At 75.1% G+C, this 17,067-nt stretch carries 16 protein-coding genes and 2 pseudogenes; 8 read left to right on the forward strand and 10 right to left on the reverse strand.

From position 1 onward, the window contains the following. Both IDM29_RS08050 and malQ read right to left on the reverse strand, forming a co-directional pair. Positions 1–426: pseudogene (locus tag IDM29_RS08050) on the reverse strand (hypothetical protein); the annotation flags it as partial. Between the two features lie 46 nt (positions 427–472). Then, positions 473–2,728, reverse strand: a complete 2,256-nt coding sequence (gene malQ, locus IDM29_RS08055; RefSeq protein WP_188037397.1) for a 4-alpha-glucanotransferase — start codon at positions 2,726–2,728, stop codon at positions 473–475. Here malQ and IDM29_RS08060 point away from each other — a divergent pair. Both IDM29_RS08060 and IDM29_RS08065 read left to right on the forward strand, forming a co-directional pair. Further along, entirely contained in the window at positions 2,727–4,946 is a 2,220-nt protein-coding gene (locus IDM29_RS08060) for a prolyl oligopeptidase family protein (protein ID WP_188037398.1), read from the forward strand. The two genes, malQ and IDM29_RS08060, sit on opposite strands and share 2 nt — an antisense overlap. Before the next feature lie 11 nt (positions 4,947–4,957). Continuing rightward, positions 4,958–5,962 carry a mechanosensitive ion channel family protein gene (locus tag IDM29_RS08065; protein ID WP_188037399.1) on the forward strand — a complete coding sequence of 335 codons (1,005 nt, stop codon included), beginning with the start codon at positions 4,958–4,960 and terminating at the stop codon, positions 5,960–5,962. A gap of 6 nt (positions 5,963–5,968) precedes the next feature. Here IDM29_RS08065 and IDM29_RS08070 read toward each other — a convergent pair whose 3' ends face one another. From IDM29_RS08070 to IDM29_RS08090, 5 genes are read right to left on the reverse strand one after another with little or no spacing between them, the layout of a single operon-like run. After that, positions 5,969–6,718, reverse strand: a complete 750-nt coding sequence (locus IDM29_RS08070) for an HAD family phosphatase (RefSeq protein WP_188037400.1) — start codon at positions 6,716–6,718, stop codon at positions 5,969–5,971. After that, positions 6,715–7,176 carry a PTS glucose transporter subunit IIA gene (locus tag IDM29_RS08075; RefSeq protein ID WP_182113487.1) on the reverse strand — a complete coding sequence of 154 codons (462 nt, stop codon included), beginning with the start codon at positions 7,174–7,176 and terminating at the stop codon, positions 6,715–6,717. Before IDM29_RS08075 ends, IDM29_RS08070 begins: the two co-directional genes overlap by 4 nt. Beyond that, on the reverse strand, positions 7,176–7,451 hold the full coding sequence (locus IDM29_RS08080; RefSeq protein WP_255491805.1) for a glucose PTS transporter subunit EIIB: 276 nt from the start codon (positions 7,449–7,451) through the stop codon (positions 7,176–7,178). Before IDM29_RS08080 ends, IDM29_RS08075 begins: the two co-directional genes overlap by 1 nt. Before the next feature lie 6 nt (positions 7,452–7,457). Then, positions 7,458–7,697, reverse strand: coding sequence for a glucose PTS transporter subunit EIIB (locus tag IDM29_RS08085; protein ID WP_188037401.1), 240 nt, complete (start codon positions 7,695–7,697; stop codon positions 7,458–7,460). Continuing rightward, positions 7,694–8,494, reverse strand: coding sequence for a GntR family transcriptional regulator (locus IDM29_RS08090; protein ID WP_255491804.1), 801 nt, complete (start codon positions 8,492–8,494; stop codon positions 7,694–7,696). Before IDM29_RS08090 ends, IDM29_RS08085 begins: the two co-directional genes overlap by 4 nt. Positions 8,495–8,742: 248 nt before the next feature. Here IDM29_RS08090 and IDM29_RS08095 point away from each other — a divergent pair, with 248 nt between their 5' ends. The 5 genes from IDM29_RS08095 to IDM29_RS08115 all read left to right on the forward strand — a co-directional run bounded on the left by IDM29_RS08095 (position 8,743) and on the right by IDM29_RS08115 (position 12,890). After that, positions 8,743–10,119: a PTS transporter subunit EIIC gene (locus IDM29_RS08095; protein WP_188037403.1), complete on the forward strand. Its 1,377-nt coding sequence runs from the start codon at positions 8,743–8,745 to the stop codon at positions 10,117–10,119. Positions 10,120–10,208: 89 nt separating this feature from the next. After that, on the forward strand, positions 10,209–10,472 hold the full coding sequence (locus IDM29_RS08100; RefSeq protein WP_188037404.1) for an HPr family phosphocarrier protein: 264 nt from the start codon (positions 10,209–10,211) through the stop codon (positions 10,470–10,472). Positions 10,473–10,587: 115 nt separating this feature from the next. After that, positions 10,588–10,968, forward strand: coding sequence for a globin (locus IDM29_RS08105; protein ID WP_182114077.1), 381 nt, complete (start codon positions 10,588–10,590; stop codon positions 10,966–10,968). Between the two features lie 7 nt (positions 10,969–10,975). Beyond that, positions 10,976–11,860 (forward strand): acyl-CoA thioesterase II, encoded by an 885-nt coding sequence (locus tag IDM29_RS08110; protein WP_255500033.1) that lies wholly within the window; start codon positions 10,976–10,978, stop codon positions 11,858–11,860. Positions 11,861–11,909: 49 nt separating this feature from the next. Continuing rightward, positions 11,910–12,890 carry a DNA topoisomerase IB gene (locus IDM29_RS08115; protein ID WP_188037405.1) on the forward strand — a complete coding sequence of 327 codons (981 nt, stop codon included), beginning with the start codon at positions 11,910–11,912 and terminating at the stop codon, positions 12,888–12,890. A 28-nt stretch (positions 12,891–12,918) separates the two neighbouring features. On the opposite strand, the gene IDM29_RS08120 is transcribed toward IDM29_RS08115, so the two are convergent. Then, positions 12,919–14,334, reverse strand: coding sequence for a sugar porter family MFS transporter (locus IDM29_RS08120; protein ID WP_188037406.1), 1,416 nt, complete (start codon positions 14,332–14,334; stop codon positions 12,919–12,921). 107 nt (positions 14,335–14,441) lie between these two features. Between IDM29_RS08120 and IDM29_RS08125 the strand changes: the two genes are divergently transcribed. Beyond that, positions 14,442–15,965 (forward strand): SDR family oxidoreductase, encoded by a 1,524-nt coding sequence (locus IDM29_RS08125; protein WP_188037407.1) that lies wholly within the window; start codon positions 14,442–14,444, stop codon positions 15,963–15,965. Here IDM29_RS08125 and IDM29_RS08130 read toward each other — a convergent pair. Together IDM29_RS08130 and IDM29_RS08135 are read right to left on the reverse strand one after the other, a co-directional pair. Next, positions 15,949–16,458, reverse strand: coding sequence for a thioesterase family protein (locus tag IDM29_RS08130; protein WP_188037408.1), 510 nt, complete (start codon positions 16,456–16,458; stop codon positions 15,949–15,951). The two genes, IDM29_RS08125 and IDM29_RS08130, sit on opposite strands and share 17 nt — an antisense overlap. Before the next feature lie 37 nt (positions 16,459–16,495). Next, positions 16,496–17,067: pseudogene (locus IDM29_RS08135) on the reverse strand (GTP-binding protein HSR1); the annotation flags it as partial.

The following is a 17,067-nucleotide window of genomic DNA, read 5'->3' on the forward strand; positions in this document are numbered from 1 at the left end:
GCGGCGCTCGGCCGCGCGGTGCGCCACGGCCCACCGCAGCGCCGACGCCTCGGCGGCGCGGGTCCAGCCGGGGCGCGGACGGAGCAGTCGGCCCACGAGCCGACCGAACGTGACGAGCGCGTGCGCCTCGAGCCACAGCACGACGTCGGCCTCGGCGTACGCCAGGCCCACCTGCGCCGCGTCGTCGCCGTCGACCACCCAGCCCGCGGGAGCATCGGCGAGGGCCCGGGCGCACGCCGCGCGGTAGGCGGCGACGTCGGCCGCCTCCCCGCCGGGAAGGCGCATGAGCGCGTCCACCTCGATCACGGGCACGCCGAGGCGCGCGCCGATCCGGTACGCGAGTCGCGTCTTGCCCACCGCCTGGTGCCCGACGACGCGCACGCGCCGCACCACCCGCGCCGCCACGGGCACCGCACCGCAGGCCACGGGCAATGACCCTGCAGCCACGTCGCCGCTCGCCCCGCCCGCCCGGTCAGCCGCGCAGGGCGGCCACGAGGGAGCGCAGGCGCGGGTTGTCGAACAGGTCGTCGACCATGACGAGGCGCTGCGCCGAGTCGGCGAGCGGGACCCGCCAGTTGGGGTACTCCTGGTCGGTGCCGGGCTGGTTCTGGGCGCGCCGCTCCCCCACCGCGTCGGCGAGCGAGACCCCGACGAGCACGGAGGGAGACGCCATGACCAGGCGGTGCAGCGCCTCGACGAGCTGCCGCTCGGAGGGGTCCGCGCCGACCAGCCCGCGCTCGGCCACCACGGCGAGCATCTGGTCCCGCTCGGCGCGCGCGGCCTCGCGCACCTTCTCGACCGGCTCGTTCAGCAGGCCGAGCCGGTCGCGCAGGTCCACGTGCTCGAGCGCCAGGTAGCCCGCCGTCGGCGGCAGGTCGTGCGTCGTCACCGTCGCCAGCGCGAGACGCCGGTACCGCTCGGGCGGCATCGGCCGGTCGCCCTCCCACTCGAACCAGAGCACCGAGGTGCCGAGGATCCCGCGCTCCGTGAGGTAGTCGCGCACCCACGGCTCGAAGGTGCCCAGGTCCTCGCCGATGACGACGGCGTTCGCCCGGTGCGCCTCGAGCGCGAGGATCCCGATGAGCGCCTCGTGGTCGTAGCGGACGTACGCGCCCTCCTGGGCACCGTGCCCCTGGGGGATCCACCACAGGCGGAACAGCCCGATGACGTGGTCGATGCGGATGGCGCCCGCGTGCCGCAGCACCGTGCGGAGCATGTCCCGGTACGGCGCGTACGCGGCGCGCGCGAGCGCGTCGGGACGCCACGGGGGCTGCGACCAGTCCTGGCCCTGCTGGTTGTACATGTCCGGCGGTGCGCCGACCGAGACGCCCTGCGCGAGCACGTCCCGCATCGACCACGCGTCGGCGCCCTCCGGGTGCACCCCGACGGCGAGGTCGTGCATGATCCCGATCCGCATGCCGCCCTCGAGGGCCGCGCGCTGGGCGTCGGCGAGCTGCTCGTCGGCGACCCACTGGAGCCACGCCCAGAAGGTGATCCGGTCCGCGAGGCGCGTGCGCAGCTCCGCGACGACGTCCGAGTGGCGGTCGTCGGCACCCGCGGGCCACTCCTCGCCCGCGAAGTGCTCCTGCATCGCGCACCACAGCGCGAAGTCCTCCAGCCCCTGGCCCTGCTCACGCCGGAACGTGTCGAACGCTGCCTGGCGCGCGGCCGACCGCGGCGCGGCGAACACGACGTCGAGGGCCACCCGCTTCGCCTCCCAGGCGGTGTCGCGGTCGATCGGCCCGGGGTCCTCGCTCAGCGGACGCGCGACCTCGGCCTGCCACTCGACCAGCGAGCGCTCGGCGACCGGCAGGTACGCCGTCTCGGGGATGTCCTCGACGCGCAGGTAGAGCGGGTGGACGAAGCGCCGGCTGGCCGGCAGGTAGGGCGAGGGCGACAGCGGCGGCACCGGCTCCCCGGCGTGCAGCGGGTTGATGAGCAGGAAGTCCGCACCGGTGCGTCGCCCGGCGAGCCACGCCATCTCCCGCAGGTCCGCCAGGTCGCCGACCCCCCACGAGCGCGCGGAGCGCACCGAGTACAGCTGCGCCATGAGGCCCCAGGCGCGTCGTTCGTCGAGGCCGTGGGACAGCTCGAGCCTCGGGGGGGTCACGACGACCGTCGTGCGCGACGTCGTGCCGGCGCTGGTCGCGACGAGCGTGTGCCACCCGAGCGGCACCCCGGCGGGGATCTCGACGGTCGCGCGCCCCAGGGTGCGTCCGTCCACCGTGCGCGGCGGCACGTAGCGGTCGAGCTGCTCCAGCTCGCGGCGCCCGCCGCCCTCCTCCGGGTCGAGCTCGAGCCACGCCTCGAGGGGGTCACCGTCGAGCACGTGGACGGGCACCTCGCGCGTGGTGCCCTCGCGCAGCACGACGACGGGCGGCAGCGGCCGGCGCCACTCCTCGTCCTCGGCCCGCTCGAGCGCGAGCGCCGCCCGCTCCGGCGTGGAGGCGTCGACGCCGAGCGCAGCCAGCACGGCGACCAGCGTCGTCTCGCTCACCTGCGTGAGCACACCGCCGAAGCCCCAGAAGTCCTTCACGACGCCGTAGCGCTCGGCGAGGGCCAGCAGCGCCGGGGGAAGCTCCCCGGCGGCGGGACGGTCGGGGTGGTCGGCAGGCAGGTCGGCAGGCACCCTTCGATCCTGCCAGAGCCGACCCGGTGCGCATCCGGGCAGCGCCGGGCAGCGCCGCGTTGCCCGACCACGCGCCGTCGCGCCGTAGCCTGCGGTCATGACCCTGGGCCCCTATCCCCCGGCCGAGCGCTCGGACGTCGTCGACGACCTGCACGGGCGCCGCGTCCCGGACCCGTACCGCTGGCTCGAGGACGCCGACGCCGACGACACGCGCGCGTGGTCGGCGGCGCAGGACGCGCTCCTCGCCCGCTACTGGACCGGGGACGGCGACGCCGACCGGACGCCCGCCGACGTCGCCCGCTGGCGCGCGCGGCTCGCGGAGCTCATGGCGACGGGGAGCACCGGCACGCCCGTCTGGCGCGGGGAGAGCCACTTCCGCTCCTGGCGCGCGGGGGACGCCGAGCACGCCGTCGTCCAGCTGGTGGGACCCGACGGGCGGGCGCGCACGCTGGTCGACCCCGTGGCGCTGGACCCGGCGGGCACCACCACGCTGGACGCGTGGCAGCCGAGCATCGAGGGTGACCTGCTCGCCTACCAGGTCTCGAGCGGCGGCACCGAGGAGAGCGTCCTGCACGTGCTCGACGTGGCCACCGGCGAGCTCGTCGACGGCCCGATCGACCGCGCCCGCTACTCGCCGGTCGCGTGGCTGCCCGGGGGCGAGGCGTTCTTCTACGTCCGCCGCCTCGAGCCGGCCCTCGTGCCGGCGGGCGAGGAGCAGTACCACCGCCGCGTCTGGCTCCACCGGGTGGGGACGGACCCGGCCACCGACGTCGAGGTCTTCGGTGCCGGGCTGGACCGGACGACGTACTTCGGGGTCAGCGTCACGCGCGACGGACGCTGGCTCCTCGTCAGCGCGTCGGCCGGGACGGCGCCGCGCACGGACGTCTGGATCGCGGACCTCGACGCGTCGGCGCCGCCGACCCCCGACCTGCGCCCCGTGGTGGTGGGGCGCGACGCGGAGACGTCGGCCTGGGTGGGACGCGACGGGCGCCTGTACCTGCACACCGATCTCGACGCCCCCCGCGGGCGCCTCGCGGTGACGGACCCGTCCCGCCCCGGACCCGAGCACTGGCGCACGCTCCTCGCGGAGGACCCGGAGGCAGTGCTCCAGGGCGTCGTCCTCCTCGACGACGGCGACGGCGACGAGGCCGCGTGCCGCCCCACCGAGCTGGTCGCGCTGTGGACCAGGCACTCGGTCAGCGAGCTGACCGTGCACGACCCGCTGGACGGCGCGGCGCTGCCCGGCCCGCGGGGACGCGTCCCGCTGCCGGGCCTCGGCACGGTCGCCGGCCTGCGCCGTCGGCCGACGGGCGGCCGGGAGCTGTGGTTCGGCTGGACCGACACGACCACGCCGACGGCGATCCACCGGTGGGACGCCCGCACGGGAGAGGTCACCGGCTGGGCCTCACCTCCCGGGACCCTGCCGCACCTGCCCGAGGTGCGCGCCCGGCAGGTCACCTTCCCGAGCGCCGACGGGACGCCGGTGCGGATGCTCGTCGTCGCCCGCGCGGACCTGCTCGACGACGCTGGCCTGCCCCGCGGCCCGCTGCCGACGATCCTCTACGGCTACGGCGGCTTCCAGATCAGCCTCGACCCGGCGTACTCGGCGACCGCCCTGGCGTGGGTCGAGGCGGGCGGCGCGTACGTCGTCGCGAACCTGCGCGGCGGCGGCGAGGAGGGCGAGCAGTGGCACCGCACCGGGATGCGCGGCCACAAGCAGAACGTCTTCGACGACGCCCACGCGGCGGCCGAGCGGCTGGTGGCCGACGGCTGGACCACCCCGGACCGCCTCGCCGTGTGGGGCGGGTCGAACGGCGGGCTCCTCGTCGGCGCCTTCGTGACCCAGCGGCCGGACCTCGCGGCCGCCGCCGTGTGCAGCGCCCCGCTGCTCGACATGGTCCGCTACCAGCACTTCGGCCTCGGGGTGACGTGGACCGAGGAGTACGGGGACGCCGCCGTGCCGCAGGAGCTGGACTGGCTGCTGGGCTACTCGCCGTACCACCGCGCGGTCGCGGCCGGCGAGCGGGCCGGCGCCGGCCCGGCGTACCCCGCGGTGCTCTTCACCGTGTTCGAGGGCGACACGCGCGTCGACCCCCTGCACGCCCGCAAGACGTGCGCGGCGCTGCAGCACGCGACGTCGGCGTCGCCCGCGGGGGCGCCGGTCCTGCTGCGCCGGGAGACCGGCGTGGGCCACGGCGGCCGCTCGCTCAGCCGCACGCTGGGCCTCACGTCCGAGCAGCTCGCCTTCGTGGCGCGGCAGACCGGGCTCGACGCGGCCCGCGTCGGGGCCGTCGCCGCGACGGCGGGGGCGAACTAGCCTTGGCGACCGTGCCTGCCGTCCTGCTGACCCGTCCCCCGCTGCGCCTGGCGACCGACCTGGCCGAGACCTCGGGCCGGTGGTTCGACTGGCTCCTCGGCGCCCCGCTGAAGAGCGCGGTCGCCGTCCTCATCGGCCTGGTCCTGCTGGCCCTGTCCCGGTGGCTCATCACGCGGACCGTCCGCTCCGTCGTGACGGGCGGCGCGAAGATGCGCAGCGGCGCACGGCGCCTCCTCATGAGCACCCGCGTGACCGCCGGGATGGCCGAGTCCAGCGCCCTGATGGTCGCGCGCCGCGTCCAGCGCGCCGAGACGATGGGCTCGGTGCTGCGCTCCTCGGCGGCGTTCCTCGTGGCCATCGCCGTGCTCACGGCCGTCGCCAACATCAACCACTGGGACCTGGGGCCGGTCCTCGCCTCCGCGGGCGTCGCCGGCGTCGCGCTCGGGTTCGGGGCCCAGACGCTCGTCAAGGACTTCATCTCCGGGCTCTTCATGCTCGTCGAGGACCAGTACGGCGTGGGCGACGTCGTGGACCTCGGGGAGGCGTCCGGCACCGTCGAGGCCGTCGGGCTGCGCGTGACCCAGGTCAGGGACATGAACGGCACGCTCTGGTACGTCCGCAACGGCGAGGTGCTGCGCGTCGGCAACATGACGCAGGGCTGGTCGCGGGCCGTCGTCGAGGTGCGGGTCGACCCGGGCGAGGACGTCGAGCGCGTCGAGGGCCTCCTCCGCGAGGCCGCCGGGACGCTGGTCACCGACGAGACGCTCGGTCCCCTCCTGCTGGACGAGCCCGAGGTCACCTCGTTCGAGGACCTCACGGGCGAGTCGGTCATGCTGCGCGTCGTGGTCCGGACCGCGCCCTCCAAGCAGTGGCAGATCCAGCGCGAGCTGCGGGCGCGCCTGCGCGAGACGCTCGGGCGCGAGGGCGTCGCGCTGGCCCTGCCCCGGCGCGAGGTGCTCGTGGAGCGCGAGCGCGCCGCCGGGCCCGACAAGGCCAAGGGCGCCGGCCCGGCGTAGCGCGCGTCAGCTCGAGCGGCCGCCTGCCAGCGCCGCGACGACGAGCCGCAGGTCGGGCAGGGCGACGTCGGCGCCGGGCAGCTCGTGCGGGGCGTTGCTCGTCGTGAGGCCGACCACGTACCCCACGCCGGCCGCGCGGGCCGAGGCGATGCCGGCCGGTGCGTCCTCGGCGGCCACGAGGCCGTCCGGGGCCAGGCCGAGCAGGCGCGCGCCGCGCTCGTAGGGCTCCGGGTGCGGCTTGCCCTCGACGCACTCCTCGGCCGTGACCATCGGCGGGGCGGCCAGGCCGGGCACCTGGGTGCGCAGCGCCGCGAGCGCGCGCTCGACCCACTCGCGCCGGGCCGACGTCACGATCGCCGCCGGCAGCCCGACGTCGGCACACAGCGCGAGCAGCTCGGCGGCGCCCGGCACCACGGCGGGGACCGCGTCGGTCCGGCCGAGCTGCGCGACGACGGCGTCGGTCAGGGCCACGGGGTCCTCGCCGCGCCACGGACCGTCGAGCACGGGGAAGACCTCCACCGCGCGCCGGCCCATGAACTGCCGCACGACGGCGTCGGGGACGTCCCAGCCGCGCTCGGCGAAGTAGTCGGCGAAGGCCGCGCGCTGCAGCGGCTCGCTGTCGACGAGCGTCCCGTCGAGGTCGAGCAGCAGCCCGGCGCCGGGGCGCGCGAGGCGTGCGGCGAGCGCGGCCTCGACGTCGGTGGCGGCCGACTCCCGCCCCGACAGGTCGGAGAGCCCCGGCGAGCCCGCCGTCACGCCCACTCGAGGAAGGGCGTCCCGGCGGCGACCGCGTCACCCGGCTCGACGAGCCCGCGCACGGCGCCGGTCTCGCCCTGGATGGCGACGACCGGGCACACCGGCGACCGACCCCCGGCCGCGACCGCGGCCGCGTCCCAGCTCACGATGCGCTGGCCGGTGCTGACGCGGTCACCCTCGGCGACGTGGAGCGTGAAGCCCTCGCCCGCGAGCTGGACCGTGTCCAGCCCCAGGTGCACCAGGACGGCGTGCTGCTCGTCCACCTGCACGACGAAGGCGTGCGGGTGCAGCTTCGCGATGGTCCCGTCGACCGGCGCGACGGCATCGCTGTCGCCCGCGCCGGTGTCCGGGTCGATCGCGAGACCCGGGCCCACGATCGCGCCCGCGAAGACGGGGTCGGGCACGTCGGCCATGGCCAGCACCGTGCCGGCGACCGGCGCCACGAGGGTCAGCGGCATCAGCGCAGGTCCTCGATGTCCGAGGCCAGCGTGTCCGCCTCCGGTCCGACGACGACCTGCACGACCTTGCCCGAGCGCACCACGCCGAAGGCACCGAGCGCCTTGAGGGCCGGCTCGTCCAGCAGCGACGGGTCCTCCAGCTCGACCCGGAGCCGCGTGATGCAGGGCTCCAGGTCGATGATGTTCGCGTCGCCACCCAGGGCCGCCAGGATCTGCTCAGCCTTGCTCATCGATTCCTCCTCGTTCGCGACGGCGGCTCTGTCGCCGACCGTCAACAGTAGTCACATCAGGTCTTCGAGATCGCTGGCGAGGACGTCCACGGTCGGCCCCACGACGACCTGGACGACACGCCCGGCCACCATGACGCCGTGCGCTCCCGCCGCCTTGAGCGCCGGGACGTCGACGCGTCCGGTGTCGCGCACCTCCGACCGCAGGCGCGTGGTGCACGGCTCGATGTCGACGATGTTCTCGACCCCGCCGAGCGCGGCGAGGATCTTGACCGCCTGGTCCTGCGAGCTCACGTTCCTCCTCCGTCGTCGTGCACATCGGTCCTGCCCGCGCCGGCCATCGATGCGGGCGCCGCGCCGGCCTCGCCGCGCGGCGTGAGGGCCGGCCGCGGCGCGCGCAGCGGCACCCACAGCACGTAGCGGTCGGCCCGGTAGGACGAGCGCGAGTAGGCGCACGCGACGTCGCCCGCGAACGTGCGCCGGGCGAGGCGCAGCACCGCGGCACCCGGGCGCAGGCCCAGCAGCGCCGCGTCCTGGGCGTCCACCTCCGACGCCGCCACCGTGTCCTCCCCCCAGTCCGGGTCGATGCCGCGCCGGCGCAGCTCGCCGTAGATGCTCTCGGGAGCACCGTCCGCGATCAACGACGGCGCGAGCGCCGTGGGGACCCAGGTCTGCTCGATCGCCATCGGCTCCCCGTCGGCGTGCCGGACGCGGTGCAGGTAGTGCACGGGCTCCCCGGGCACCAGGTCCAGCGCGTCCGCGATGTCGGGCGAGGCGGGCACCTCCTCGACCGCGAGCACGCGGCTCGAGGGCACCATGCCGCGTCGGCGCATCTCCTCGCCGAACGAGGCGAGCCGCACCTCGAGGTCGAGCTTCGAGGGGGCGACGAACGTCCCGCGCCCCTGCTCGCGGTGCAGCAGCCCCTCGACCACGAGCGCGTCGACGGCCTGGCGCACGGTCATGCGGGAGACGGCGAACCGGTCGCACAGCACGCGCTCCGACGGGATCGCGTCGCCGACCGAGAGCTCGTGGGTCACCAGGGAGCGGAGGTAGTCGCGCACGCGCACGTACTTGAGCACGGAGTGACGCACCAGGCCGCACCGCCTCTCGGTTCCGCACGTCGTCGGGTGGATCGCGCCGGATGGTTGACACCGGCGGCGCCATTCCACCATGGTGATCGCCAACTGGTCCAGACATCTAGCGCACTCTTGTCCAGCCAGCCCGGAACCGTCGCAGCCGCCGGTCCGGGAGCCGCCCCATCCGTGCGCGACGTGCCCTGGCGACCCGTGCGCCGGTGCCCGCCGACGCCCGCACACCGACCTGAGGAGTGCCCGCGCCCATGACCGCCACCACCGCCACCGAGGCCCGCGAGAAGCGGCAGATCCCCGGACTCGCCCAGCTCCAACGCATCGGCCGCTCGCTCATGCTGCCGATCGCCTCCCTGCCGGCCGCGGCGCTGCTGCTGCGGCTCGGCCAGCCCGACATGCTCGGTGCCGACGGGCTCGCCGGCGCGTGGGGCGACTGGCTCCTGCCGGTCGCCGCCGTGCTCGCCGCGGCCGGTGGTGCCCTCATGGACAACCTGCCGGTGATCTTCGCGCTCGGCGTCGCGATCGGCTACGCCCGCAAGTCCGACGGCTCGACGGGTCTGGCCGCGCTCATCGGCTACCTCGTGTTCAAGGGCGTCTCCACCGCGATGTCACCCTTCGTGCTCGGCCTGCCGGCCGAGGGCGAGGAGCAGGAGCTCATCAACTACGGCGTGCTCGGCGGCATCGTCATCGGCCTCGTCGCCGCGCTGCTCTACCAGCGCTTCTACCGGATCAAGCTGCCGGCCTACCTCGCGTTCTTCGGCGGCCGCCGCTTCGTGCCCATCGTCACGGCCTTCGCGGCGATCCTCGTCGCGGTCGTCGGTGCGTTCCTCTACCGCGGCTTCGACGCCGTGCTCGGCGGCGTCAGCGACTGGGTCACCGGCTCCGCGGTGCTCGGCGGCTTCGTCTTCGGCACGCTCAACCGCCTGCTCGTCCCGCTGGGCCTGCACCACATCCTCAACTCGGTGCCGTGGTTCCAGTTCGGCGAGTACGAGAACGCGGCGGGCACCGTCGTCAACGGCGACATCCCGCGCTTCCTCGCGGGCGACCCCACCGCCGGCATCTTCCAGGCCGGCTTCTTCCCGATCATGATGTTCGCCCTCCCGGCGGCCGCGCTCGCCATCGTCCACACGGCGAAGCCGGGCAAGCGCAAGGTCATCGCGGGCATCATGGGCTCCGCCGCGCTCGTCGCGTTCGTCACGGGCGTCACCGAGCCGCTCGAGTTCGCGTTCGTCTACGTGGCGTACCCGCTGTACGTCATCCACGCGATCCTCACGGGTACCTCGCTCGCGCTCGTCAACGCGCTGGACGTGCGCTCCGGCTTCGGGTTCTCGGCCGGTGCGATCGACTACCTGCTGAACTTCCGCATCGCCGAGCAGCCGCTCCTGCTCGTCGTCATCGGCCTGGCCTACGCGGTCATCTACTACGTGCTGTTCCGGTTCGTCATCACGAAGTGGAACCTGCGCACCCCGGGCCGCGAGGACGACGACGCCGGCGACCAGAGCACCGTCCTGGTCGACCAGCCGGTCGACGAGCCGGTCCCCGCGGTCGCGGGCGGCCCGTCGTCGGGCACGACGTCGAGCACGTCGGGCACCACCACGACGCAGCGGCCCGGCACCACGCAGGCCTGAGCGCAGGGCGCGCCGGACCGGCAGGGGGCCCGGTCCGGCGCGCCGCACGTCCGCCCGCCCCCACCCGCACGTCAAGAGATGAGGCCCCCGTGCCCGAGCGCACCGTCACCGTCGCCGTCCCCGAGGGCCTGCACGCCCGGCCGGCCGCCCTGTTCGTCCAGCTCGCCGGCGCGCAGCCGGTCCCGGTCACCATCCGCAAGGAGGGCGGCACCCCGGCCTCCGCGTCGAGCATCCTCGCCGTCATGGCCCTCGGCGCCAAGGGTGGCGAGGACGTCGTCCTGGCCGCCGAGGGCGACGGCGCCGAGGGGGCACTCGACGCGCTCGAGGGGTTCCTCACGACCCCGCAGCACTGAGCCGGACGCGCGCACGCGGTGTGACCCACGTCGCCCGGCGCGCACGGACCCGGGCCGTGGCGTACGCGACAATGGGTGTGTGACCTCCGCCGACTCCGGGGCCCCGGGACCTGGCCTGACCGACTCGTTCCACGCCTCGGTCGGGGGCAGCGAGACCTTCCGCCGCCTCGTCGCCGCGTTCTACGAGGGCGTCGCGGAGGACCCGCTGCTGCGCCCGATGTACCCCGAGACCGACCTGGGCCCGGCCGCGGACCGCCTCCAGCTGTTCCTCGAGCAGTACTGGGGCGGGCCCACCACCTACAGCGACACCCGGGGCCACCCGCGCCTGCGGATGCGTCACCACCCCTACCGCGTCAACCCGGCCGCGCGCGACGCCTGGCTGCGCCACATGCGCACCGCGCTCGACTCGCTCGCGCTGCCGCCGTTGCAGCACGCCACCCTGTGGGACTACCTCGAGCGCGCCGCGCACGCGATGGTCAACACGTTCGAGGACTGAGGAGCCCATGCCCGACCCCACCCGCATGCCTGTCGTGACGCCGGACCCGCTCGCCACCGTGCTGGACGTCCTCGAGCTCGACGAGGTCGACGAGAACACCTTCACCGGCGGCAGCCTGCCCAAGCCGGGCGGCCGCGTCTTCGGTGGCCAGGTGCTCGCCCAGACGCTGCTGGCGGCGGCGCGCACCGTCGACCCCGAGCGGCTCCCCCACTCGATCCACGGGTACTTCCTGCGCGCGGGCGACGTGACCCAGCCGATCACGTTCCAGGTCGAGCGGCTGCGCGACGGCCGCTCCTTCAGCGCGCGCCGCACGCACGCGCTGCAGGGTGGCGTGCCGATCCTGTCGATGACGACGTCGTTCCAGGTCGAGCAGGGCGGTGTCGAGCACGCCGACGTCCCGCCCCATGACGTGCCCGAGCCCGAGTCGGTGCCCAGTGCGATGGACCTCCTGGCCGCCGTCGACCACCCCGTCGCGGCGTTCTGGACCCAGGCGAGCGCGTTCGACCTGCGGCACGTCGAGGGCTCGATCTACCTCGACCCGGCCGATCAGGTCACCGACCGGCAGATGGTCTGGATGCGCGCGCGGGGGCCGCTGCCGCAGGACCAGGTGCTGCACCGCGCGCTGCTGGCCTACGCGTGCGACCAGGTCATGCTCGAGCCGCTGCTGCGCCGGCACGGCGCGAGCTGGGCGACGCGTGACCTGTCGATCGCGAGCCTCGACCACGCGATGTGGTGGCACCGGCCGGTGAGCGTGGACGAGTGGCTGCTGTACGTCCAGTCCGCGCCCTCGGCGCAGGGCGGGCGCGGCCTCGGGGCCGCCCGGGTCTACACGCGCGACGGGTCGCTGGTCGCGACGATCGCCCAGGAGGGCATGGTCCGGCTGCCCGGCTGAGCAACGCGCTCGGCGTGCCGGAGCACGCCGGGCCCCGCACACTGTGCGCATGCCTCGACTGCGCCGGGTCCGTGCCGGCGATCCGGGATGGACGCGGCGGCGCCAGGGCCGGGGCGTGATCTACCTCGACGACCAGGGCCAGCGCCTCACGGACCCCGAGGTGATCGCCCGGTGCGCCGGCCTGGTCATCCCCCCGGCGTGGAAGGACGTGTGGATCTCCCCGGCCGAGAACGGGCACATCCAGGCCATGGGGACGGACGACGCCGGCCGGCGCCAGTACCTCTACCACCCGCAGTGGCGCGCGCGGCGCGACCGCGCCAAGCACGAGCAGGTGCTGCTCATGGCGCGCCGGCTGCCCCGCGCCCGGCGCAAGGTCACGGCCGACCTGGAGCTGCCGGGGATGCCGCGGCGCAAGGCGCTGGCGCTGGCGTTCCGCCTGCTCGACGAGGCGTACTTCCGCGCCGGTGGCGAGACGTACGCCAAGCAGAACGGCAGCTACGGCCTCGCGACCGTCCGGCGCGAGCACGTGCGGGTGGACGGCGAGACGGTGAGCTTCACGTACCCCGCCAAGTCGGGCCGGGAGCGGCACAGCCAGGTCGACGACCCGGTCGTGGCACGCCTGGTGCGCGAGCTGCGTGACCGCGACGACGCCAACCCCGAGCTGCTGGCGTGGTTCGACGAGGAGGACGGCGCCTGGAAGGACGTCGCCACCGCGGACATCCAGGCGTACGTCAAGGAGCGGCTCGGGCCGGACGCGCGTCCCAAGGACTTCCGGACGTGGCACGCGAGCGTCCTCGCGGCCGCGGCCCTCGCCGAGGCCGGGGACCCGCCGCGGAGCGAGCGCGCCCGTCGGCGCGTCGTCTCGCAGGTCGTGCGCGAGGTCTCCGACGAGCTCGGCAACACACCGGCGGTCTGCCGGGCCTCGTACATCGACCCGCGCCTGATCGACCTGTGGGAGCGCGGGCGGACGATCGGGCGGCGTCGCACGCGGGCCGCGGCCGAGCGCGCCCTCATCGACCTGCTGACCTGAGCCGCCCTGCTCACCGCGCCGCGGGCCGTTACTCCATGTCCTCGAGCTCGCGGCCCTTGGTCTCCTTGACGAACCTCAGCACGAAGAAGAACGAGAGCAGCGCGAAGAAGGTGTAGAGGCCGTACGCCAGGCTCAGGCCGACGGACGACAGCGCCGGGAACGACGTCGAGATGACGAAGTTGCCGATCCACTGGGCCGCCGCAGCGAGGCCCAGCGCGCTGGCACGGATCTTGTTGTTGAACATCTCGCCGAGGAGGACCCACACCGCGGGCCCCCAGGAGGCGCCGAAGAAGACCACGAACCCGTTCGCGGCGACCAGCGCGGTCACGCCCGCGGCGCCGTCGAGCACCGGCTCGCCGTCGACCAGCCGCGCCTGCGCGAAGGTCGCGGCCAGCACCCCGAGACTCACGACCATGCCGGCCGACCCCACGAGCAGGAGCAGGCGACGCCCCACCTTGTCGATGATCGCGATCGCCACGACCGTGACGACGATGTTCGTGACCGACGTGATGACCGTCTGCAGGAGCGCGTCGTCCTCGCTGAACCCGACGCTGCGCCACAGCGTCGAGGAGTAGTAGAAGATGACGTTGATCCCGACGAACTGCTGGAACAGCGACAGCGCGATACCGACCCAGACGATCGGCAGCAGGCCCAGCGCGGGCCCGCGCAGGTCCCGGAACGACGAGCGCCGCTCGATCGAGACCGTGCGCTTGATCTCCGCCAGCCGCTGGTCGACGCCCGACTTGAGCACCTGGCCCAGCACCCGGCGCGCCTCCTTGTCCCGCCCCCGAGCGACCAGGTAGCGCGGTGACTCGGGGATCTGCAGCGCGAGGATCCCGTAGATGACCGCGGGCAGCGCCTCGGACATGAACATCCAGCGCCAGGCCTCGAGCCCGAGCCACAGCTCCTCGGCGGCCCCGCCCGCGGCGGTGGCGAGGAAGTAGTCGGTCAGCAGCGCGACGAAGATGCCGGTGACGATCGCGAGCTGCTGGAGCGAGCCCAGCCGTCCACGGATCGAGGCGGGCGAGATCTCGGCGATGTAGGCGGGCGCGATGACCGACGCCGCCCCGACGCCCAGACCGCCGACGACGCGCCACGCGATGAGGTCCCACGCCCCGACGGCGAGGCCTGACCCGATCGCGCTCACCGTGAACAGCACGGCCGAGATCAGCATGACGCGGATGCGGCCCTGCCGGTCGGCGAGCCGCCCGGCGCCCCAGGCGCCGAGCGCGCAGCCCAGCAGCGCCGACGAGACGGCGAAGCCCGTGAGGCCGGCGCCCATCTCGAACTGGTCGCGGATGGCGGTGACCGCGCCGTTGATGACGGCGGTGTCGAAGCCGAACAGGAAGCCGCCCAGCGCGGCGACCGTCGCGAGCAGCACCGCCCGCCCCGTGTCGAACTGCTCCTGCTTCGGCGCACCCGCCGTCGAGTCGGTCGTCGTCACGGCTCCCCCTTGCTCGCCCCTTGCAGCGAACGTAGGCCCGCGGTCCGCGGGCCACCACCGGAACGGAGGGCGGTGCGGGGGCGACCCGACCGACCTACGCTCGGTCGATGGGACTGTCGATCGCCGTCACAGGCGTCACGGGGTACGTCGGCGGCCGGCTCGTGCCCGAGCTGCTGGCCGCCGGTCACCGGGTCCGGGCCGTCGCCCGCAACCCGCGCCGGCTGGAGGGGCGGGACTGGGCCCAGGACGTCGAGCTGGTCGAGGCGGACGCGCAGGAGCTGGACCAGATCCGCGCGGCCCTGACGGGCGTCGACGTCGCCTACTACCTCATCCACTCCCTCGGGTCCGGGCGGCGGTTCGAGGCGAGGGACTGGCGGACGGCGCTCACGTTCGCGCAGGCCGCGCGCGAGGCCGGCGTCGGCCGCATCGTCTACCTCGGCGGGCTCTACCCGGACGGTGAGGACCTCTCACCGCACCTGGAGTCGCGCAAGGAGGTCGGCGAGATCCTCCTCGCCTCGGGCGTGCCGACCACGGTGCTGCGGGCCGCCGTCATCCTCGGCTCGGGCTCGGCGTCGTTCGAGATGATGCGGTACCTCACCGAGCGCCTGCCGGCGATGACGACGCCGCGCTGGGTCGACAACCGCATCCAGCCGATCGCGATCCGCGACGTGCTGCGCTACCTGGTGGGCAGCGCCACCATGCCGCCGCAGGTCGACCGCGCGTTCGACATCGGCGGGCCGGAGGTGCTCACCTACCGCGAGATGATGCAGCGGTACGCGGCCGTCGCGGGGCTGCGCCGGCGCGTCATCGTGGGCGTCGGTGTGCTCACCCCGCGCCTGTCGAGCCTGTGGGTCTCCCTCGTCACGCCGGTGCCCGGGCCGCTCGCGCGACCGCTCGTGGAGTCCCTGGTCCACGAGGTCGTGTGCGACGAGCACGACATCGCCCGCTGGGTGCCCGACCCGCCCGAAGGGCTCATGGGCTTCGACGACGCCGTGCGCCTCGCCCTGGCGAAGATCCAGGACGCGGACGTGGCGACGCGCTGGTCGTCGGCCTCGGTCCCCGGCGCACCGAGCGGCCCCCTGCCGAGCGACCCGGACTGGGCGGGCGGCTCCCTCTACCGGGACGAGCGGCGCACCCACGTCGACGCCCCCGCCGAGGTGGTGTGGGAGGTCCTGCAGGAGGTGGGAGGTGAGCGCGGCTGGTACTCCTGGCCGCTCGCCTGGCGCGTGCGCGGGCTCCTCGACCGGCTCTCGGGCGGGCCGGGCCTGCGCCGCGGGCGCCGGGACCCGCGCCGTCTGCTGGTCGACGACGCCGTGGACTTCTGGCGCGTCGAGGCGGTCGTCCCCGGTCGCATGATCCGGCTCCGGGCCGAGATGCGTGTGCCAGGCCTCGCCTGGCTGGAGCTCGCCGTGCGCCCCGAGCCCGACGGCGGCTCCACCCTGCGCCAGGTGGCGACCTTCCATCCCCACGGACTGCCCGGCCAGCTCTACTGGTGGACCGTCGCGCCGTTCCACGGCGTCGTGTTCGGCGGCATGCAGCGGGGCATGGCGGCCGAGGCCGAGCGGCGGGCCCCGGGGCGCGAGGGCTCGCCGGGAGGACCGCTACCCCGCCCGCTCACCGCGGCACGGTGACGTCGGCCGGGCCTGCCGCCCGGCCGCCGCGGCGGCGCATGACCAGCGGCTCCTCGAGGTACTCCCCCCACGTCGCGCGCTCGGCCTCGGTGATGCGTCGCGGTCGCCCGGTCGCGGCGTCGATGAGCACCAGCGTGGTCGCGGCCTGGACGAAGACGCGGCGCTCCGGCTCGTCCCCCGTGGTGAGCAGGTAGCACACCTCGATGCTCGCGCCGCCCAGGTGGCCGATCCAGAGCTCGACCACCAGGGGCTCGCGCCGGTAGGAGATCGGCAGCAGGTACTCGATCTCCTGACGGGCCACGAGGGTGTGGGTGCCCGCCCCCGGGCCGGCGTCGAGCACGGCCGTGGGCAGCACGCCCGCGTCCTCGCCGTGGCGCCAGAACGCCGCGATGCGCGCCTCCTCGAGGAGCCGCAGCACCTCGACGTTGTTGACGTGGCCGTAGGCGTCGAGGTCCGCCCAGCGCAGGGGCACGGGGACGTGGAGTCGGGTCATGCGCCCCATAGTGCCGTCCGGACGGGGGTGAGGAGGGTCAGCCGGCGGCGCGCGCCGCCGCGCGTGCGCACGCGTCGTGCCGGTCGAGCACCTCCCGCACGGGCGCGACGACGTGCGTCTGCGCGACCTGCTCGACCGCCGCACGCAGGTGGGCGGTGGCCCGCCGGGCGCGCCGCCGCGCCCCGATGCCCGCCGCGACCCGCGAGAGCAGGGCGAGCAGCAGGCCCACGAGCACCCCGCCGGCGACCGCGAGCGTCGGGACGGGCACCTGCACCTGGCCCTGGTCCCACACCGGCGGCTCGATGACCGGCAGCCGGAAGGCGTCCAGCCCCCACAGCACGGCCAGCCAACCGAGCCCGGCCAGGGCCACCAGGAGGGCGAGCCACTGCAGCGCGCCGACCACCGACCACCACACGGGCCGACGGTCGCTGAGCACACGCGTGCCCGCGACGGCGCGGTCCAGGGCGTCGGGCAGCTCGGTCGCGGACGGGCCTTCCTGGGTCCGGGCGCGGGCCGCGAGCACCCAGCCGTCGGGCAGGCCGGCCGTCGCCTCGTCGGTGTGGCGGCGCACCGCGGCGCGCACGCGCGCCAGCTCGGCCGGGCCGGGCC

The sequence above is a fragment of the Actinotalea sp. JY-7885 genome (genome assembly GCF_014525465.1).
GTDB lineage: Bacteria > Actinomycetota > Actinomycetes > Actinomycetales > Cellulomonadaceae > Actinotalea.

Bases quoted from the DNA above. Each gene is read 5' to 3' on its own strand.
- IDM29_RS08060 (WP_188037398.1), top strand. From the start codon at position 2,727: ATGACCCTGGGCCCCTATCCCCCGGCCGAGCGCTCGGACGTCGTCGAC.
- malQ (WP_188037397.1), bottom strand. From the start codon at position 2,728: ATGACCGCAGGCTACGGCGCGACGGCGCGTGGTCGGGCAACGCGGCGC.
- IDM29_RS08075 (WP_182113487.1), bottom strand. From the start codon at position 7,176: ATGCCGCTGACCCTCGTGGCGCCGGTCGCCGGCACGGTGCTGGCCATG.
- IDM29_RS08095 (WP_188037403.1), top strand. From the start codon at position 8,743: ATGACCGCCACCACCGCCACCGAGGCCCGCGAGAAGCGGCAGATCCCC.
- IDM29_RS08110 (WP_255500033.1), top strand. From the start codon at position 10,976: ATGCCCGACCCCACCCGCATGCCTGTCGTGACGCCGGACCCGCTCGCC.
- IDM29_RS08115 (WP_188037405.1), top strand. From the start codon at position 11,910: ATGCCTCGACTGCGCCGGGTCCGTGCCGGCGATCCGGGATGGACGCGG.
- IDM29_RS08125 (WP_188037407.1), top strand. From the start codon at position 14,442: ATGGGACTGTCGATCGCCGTCACAGGCGTCACGGGGTACGTCGGCGGC.
- IDM29_RS08130 (WP_188037408.1), bottom strand. From the start codon at position 16,458: ATGACCCGACTCCACGTCCCCGTGCCCCTGCGCTGGGCGGACCTCGAC.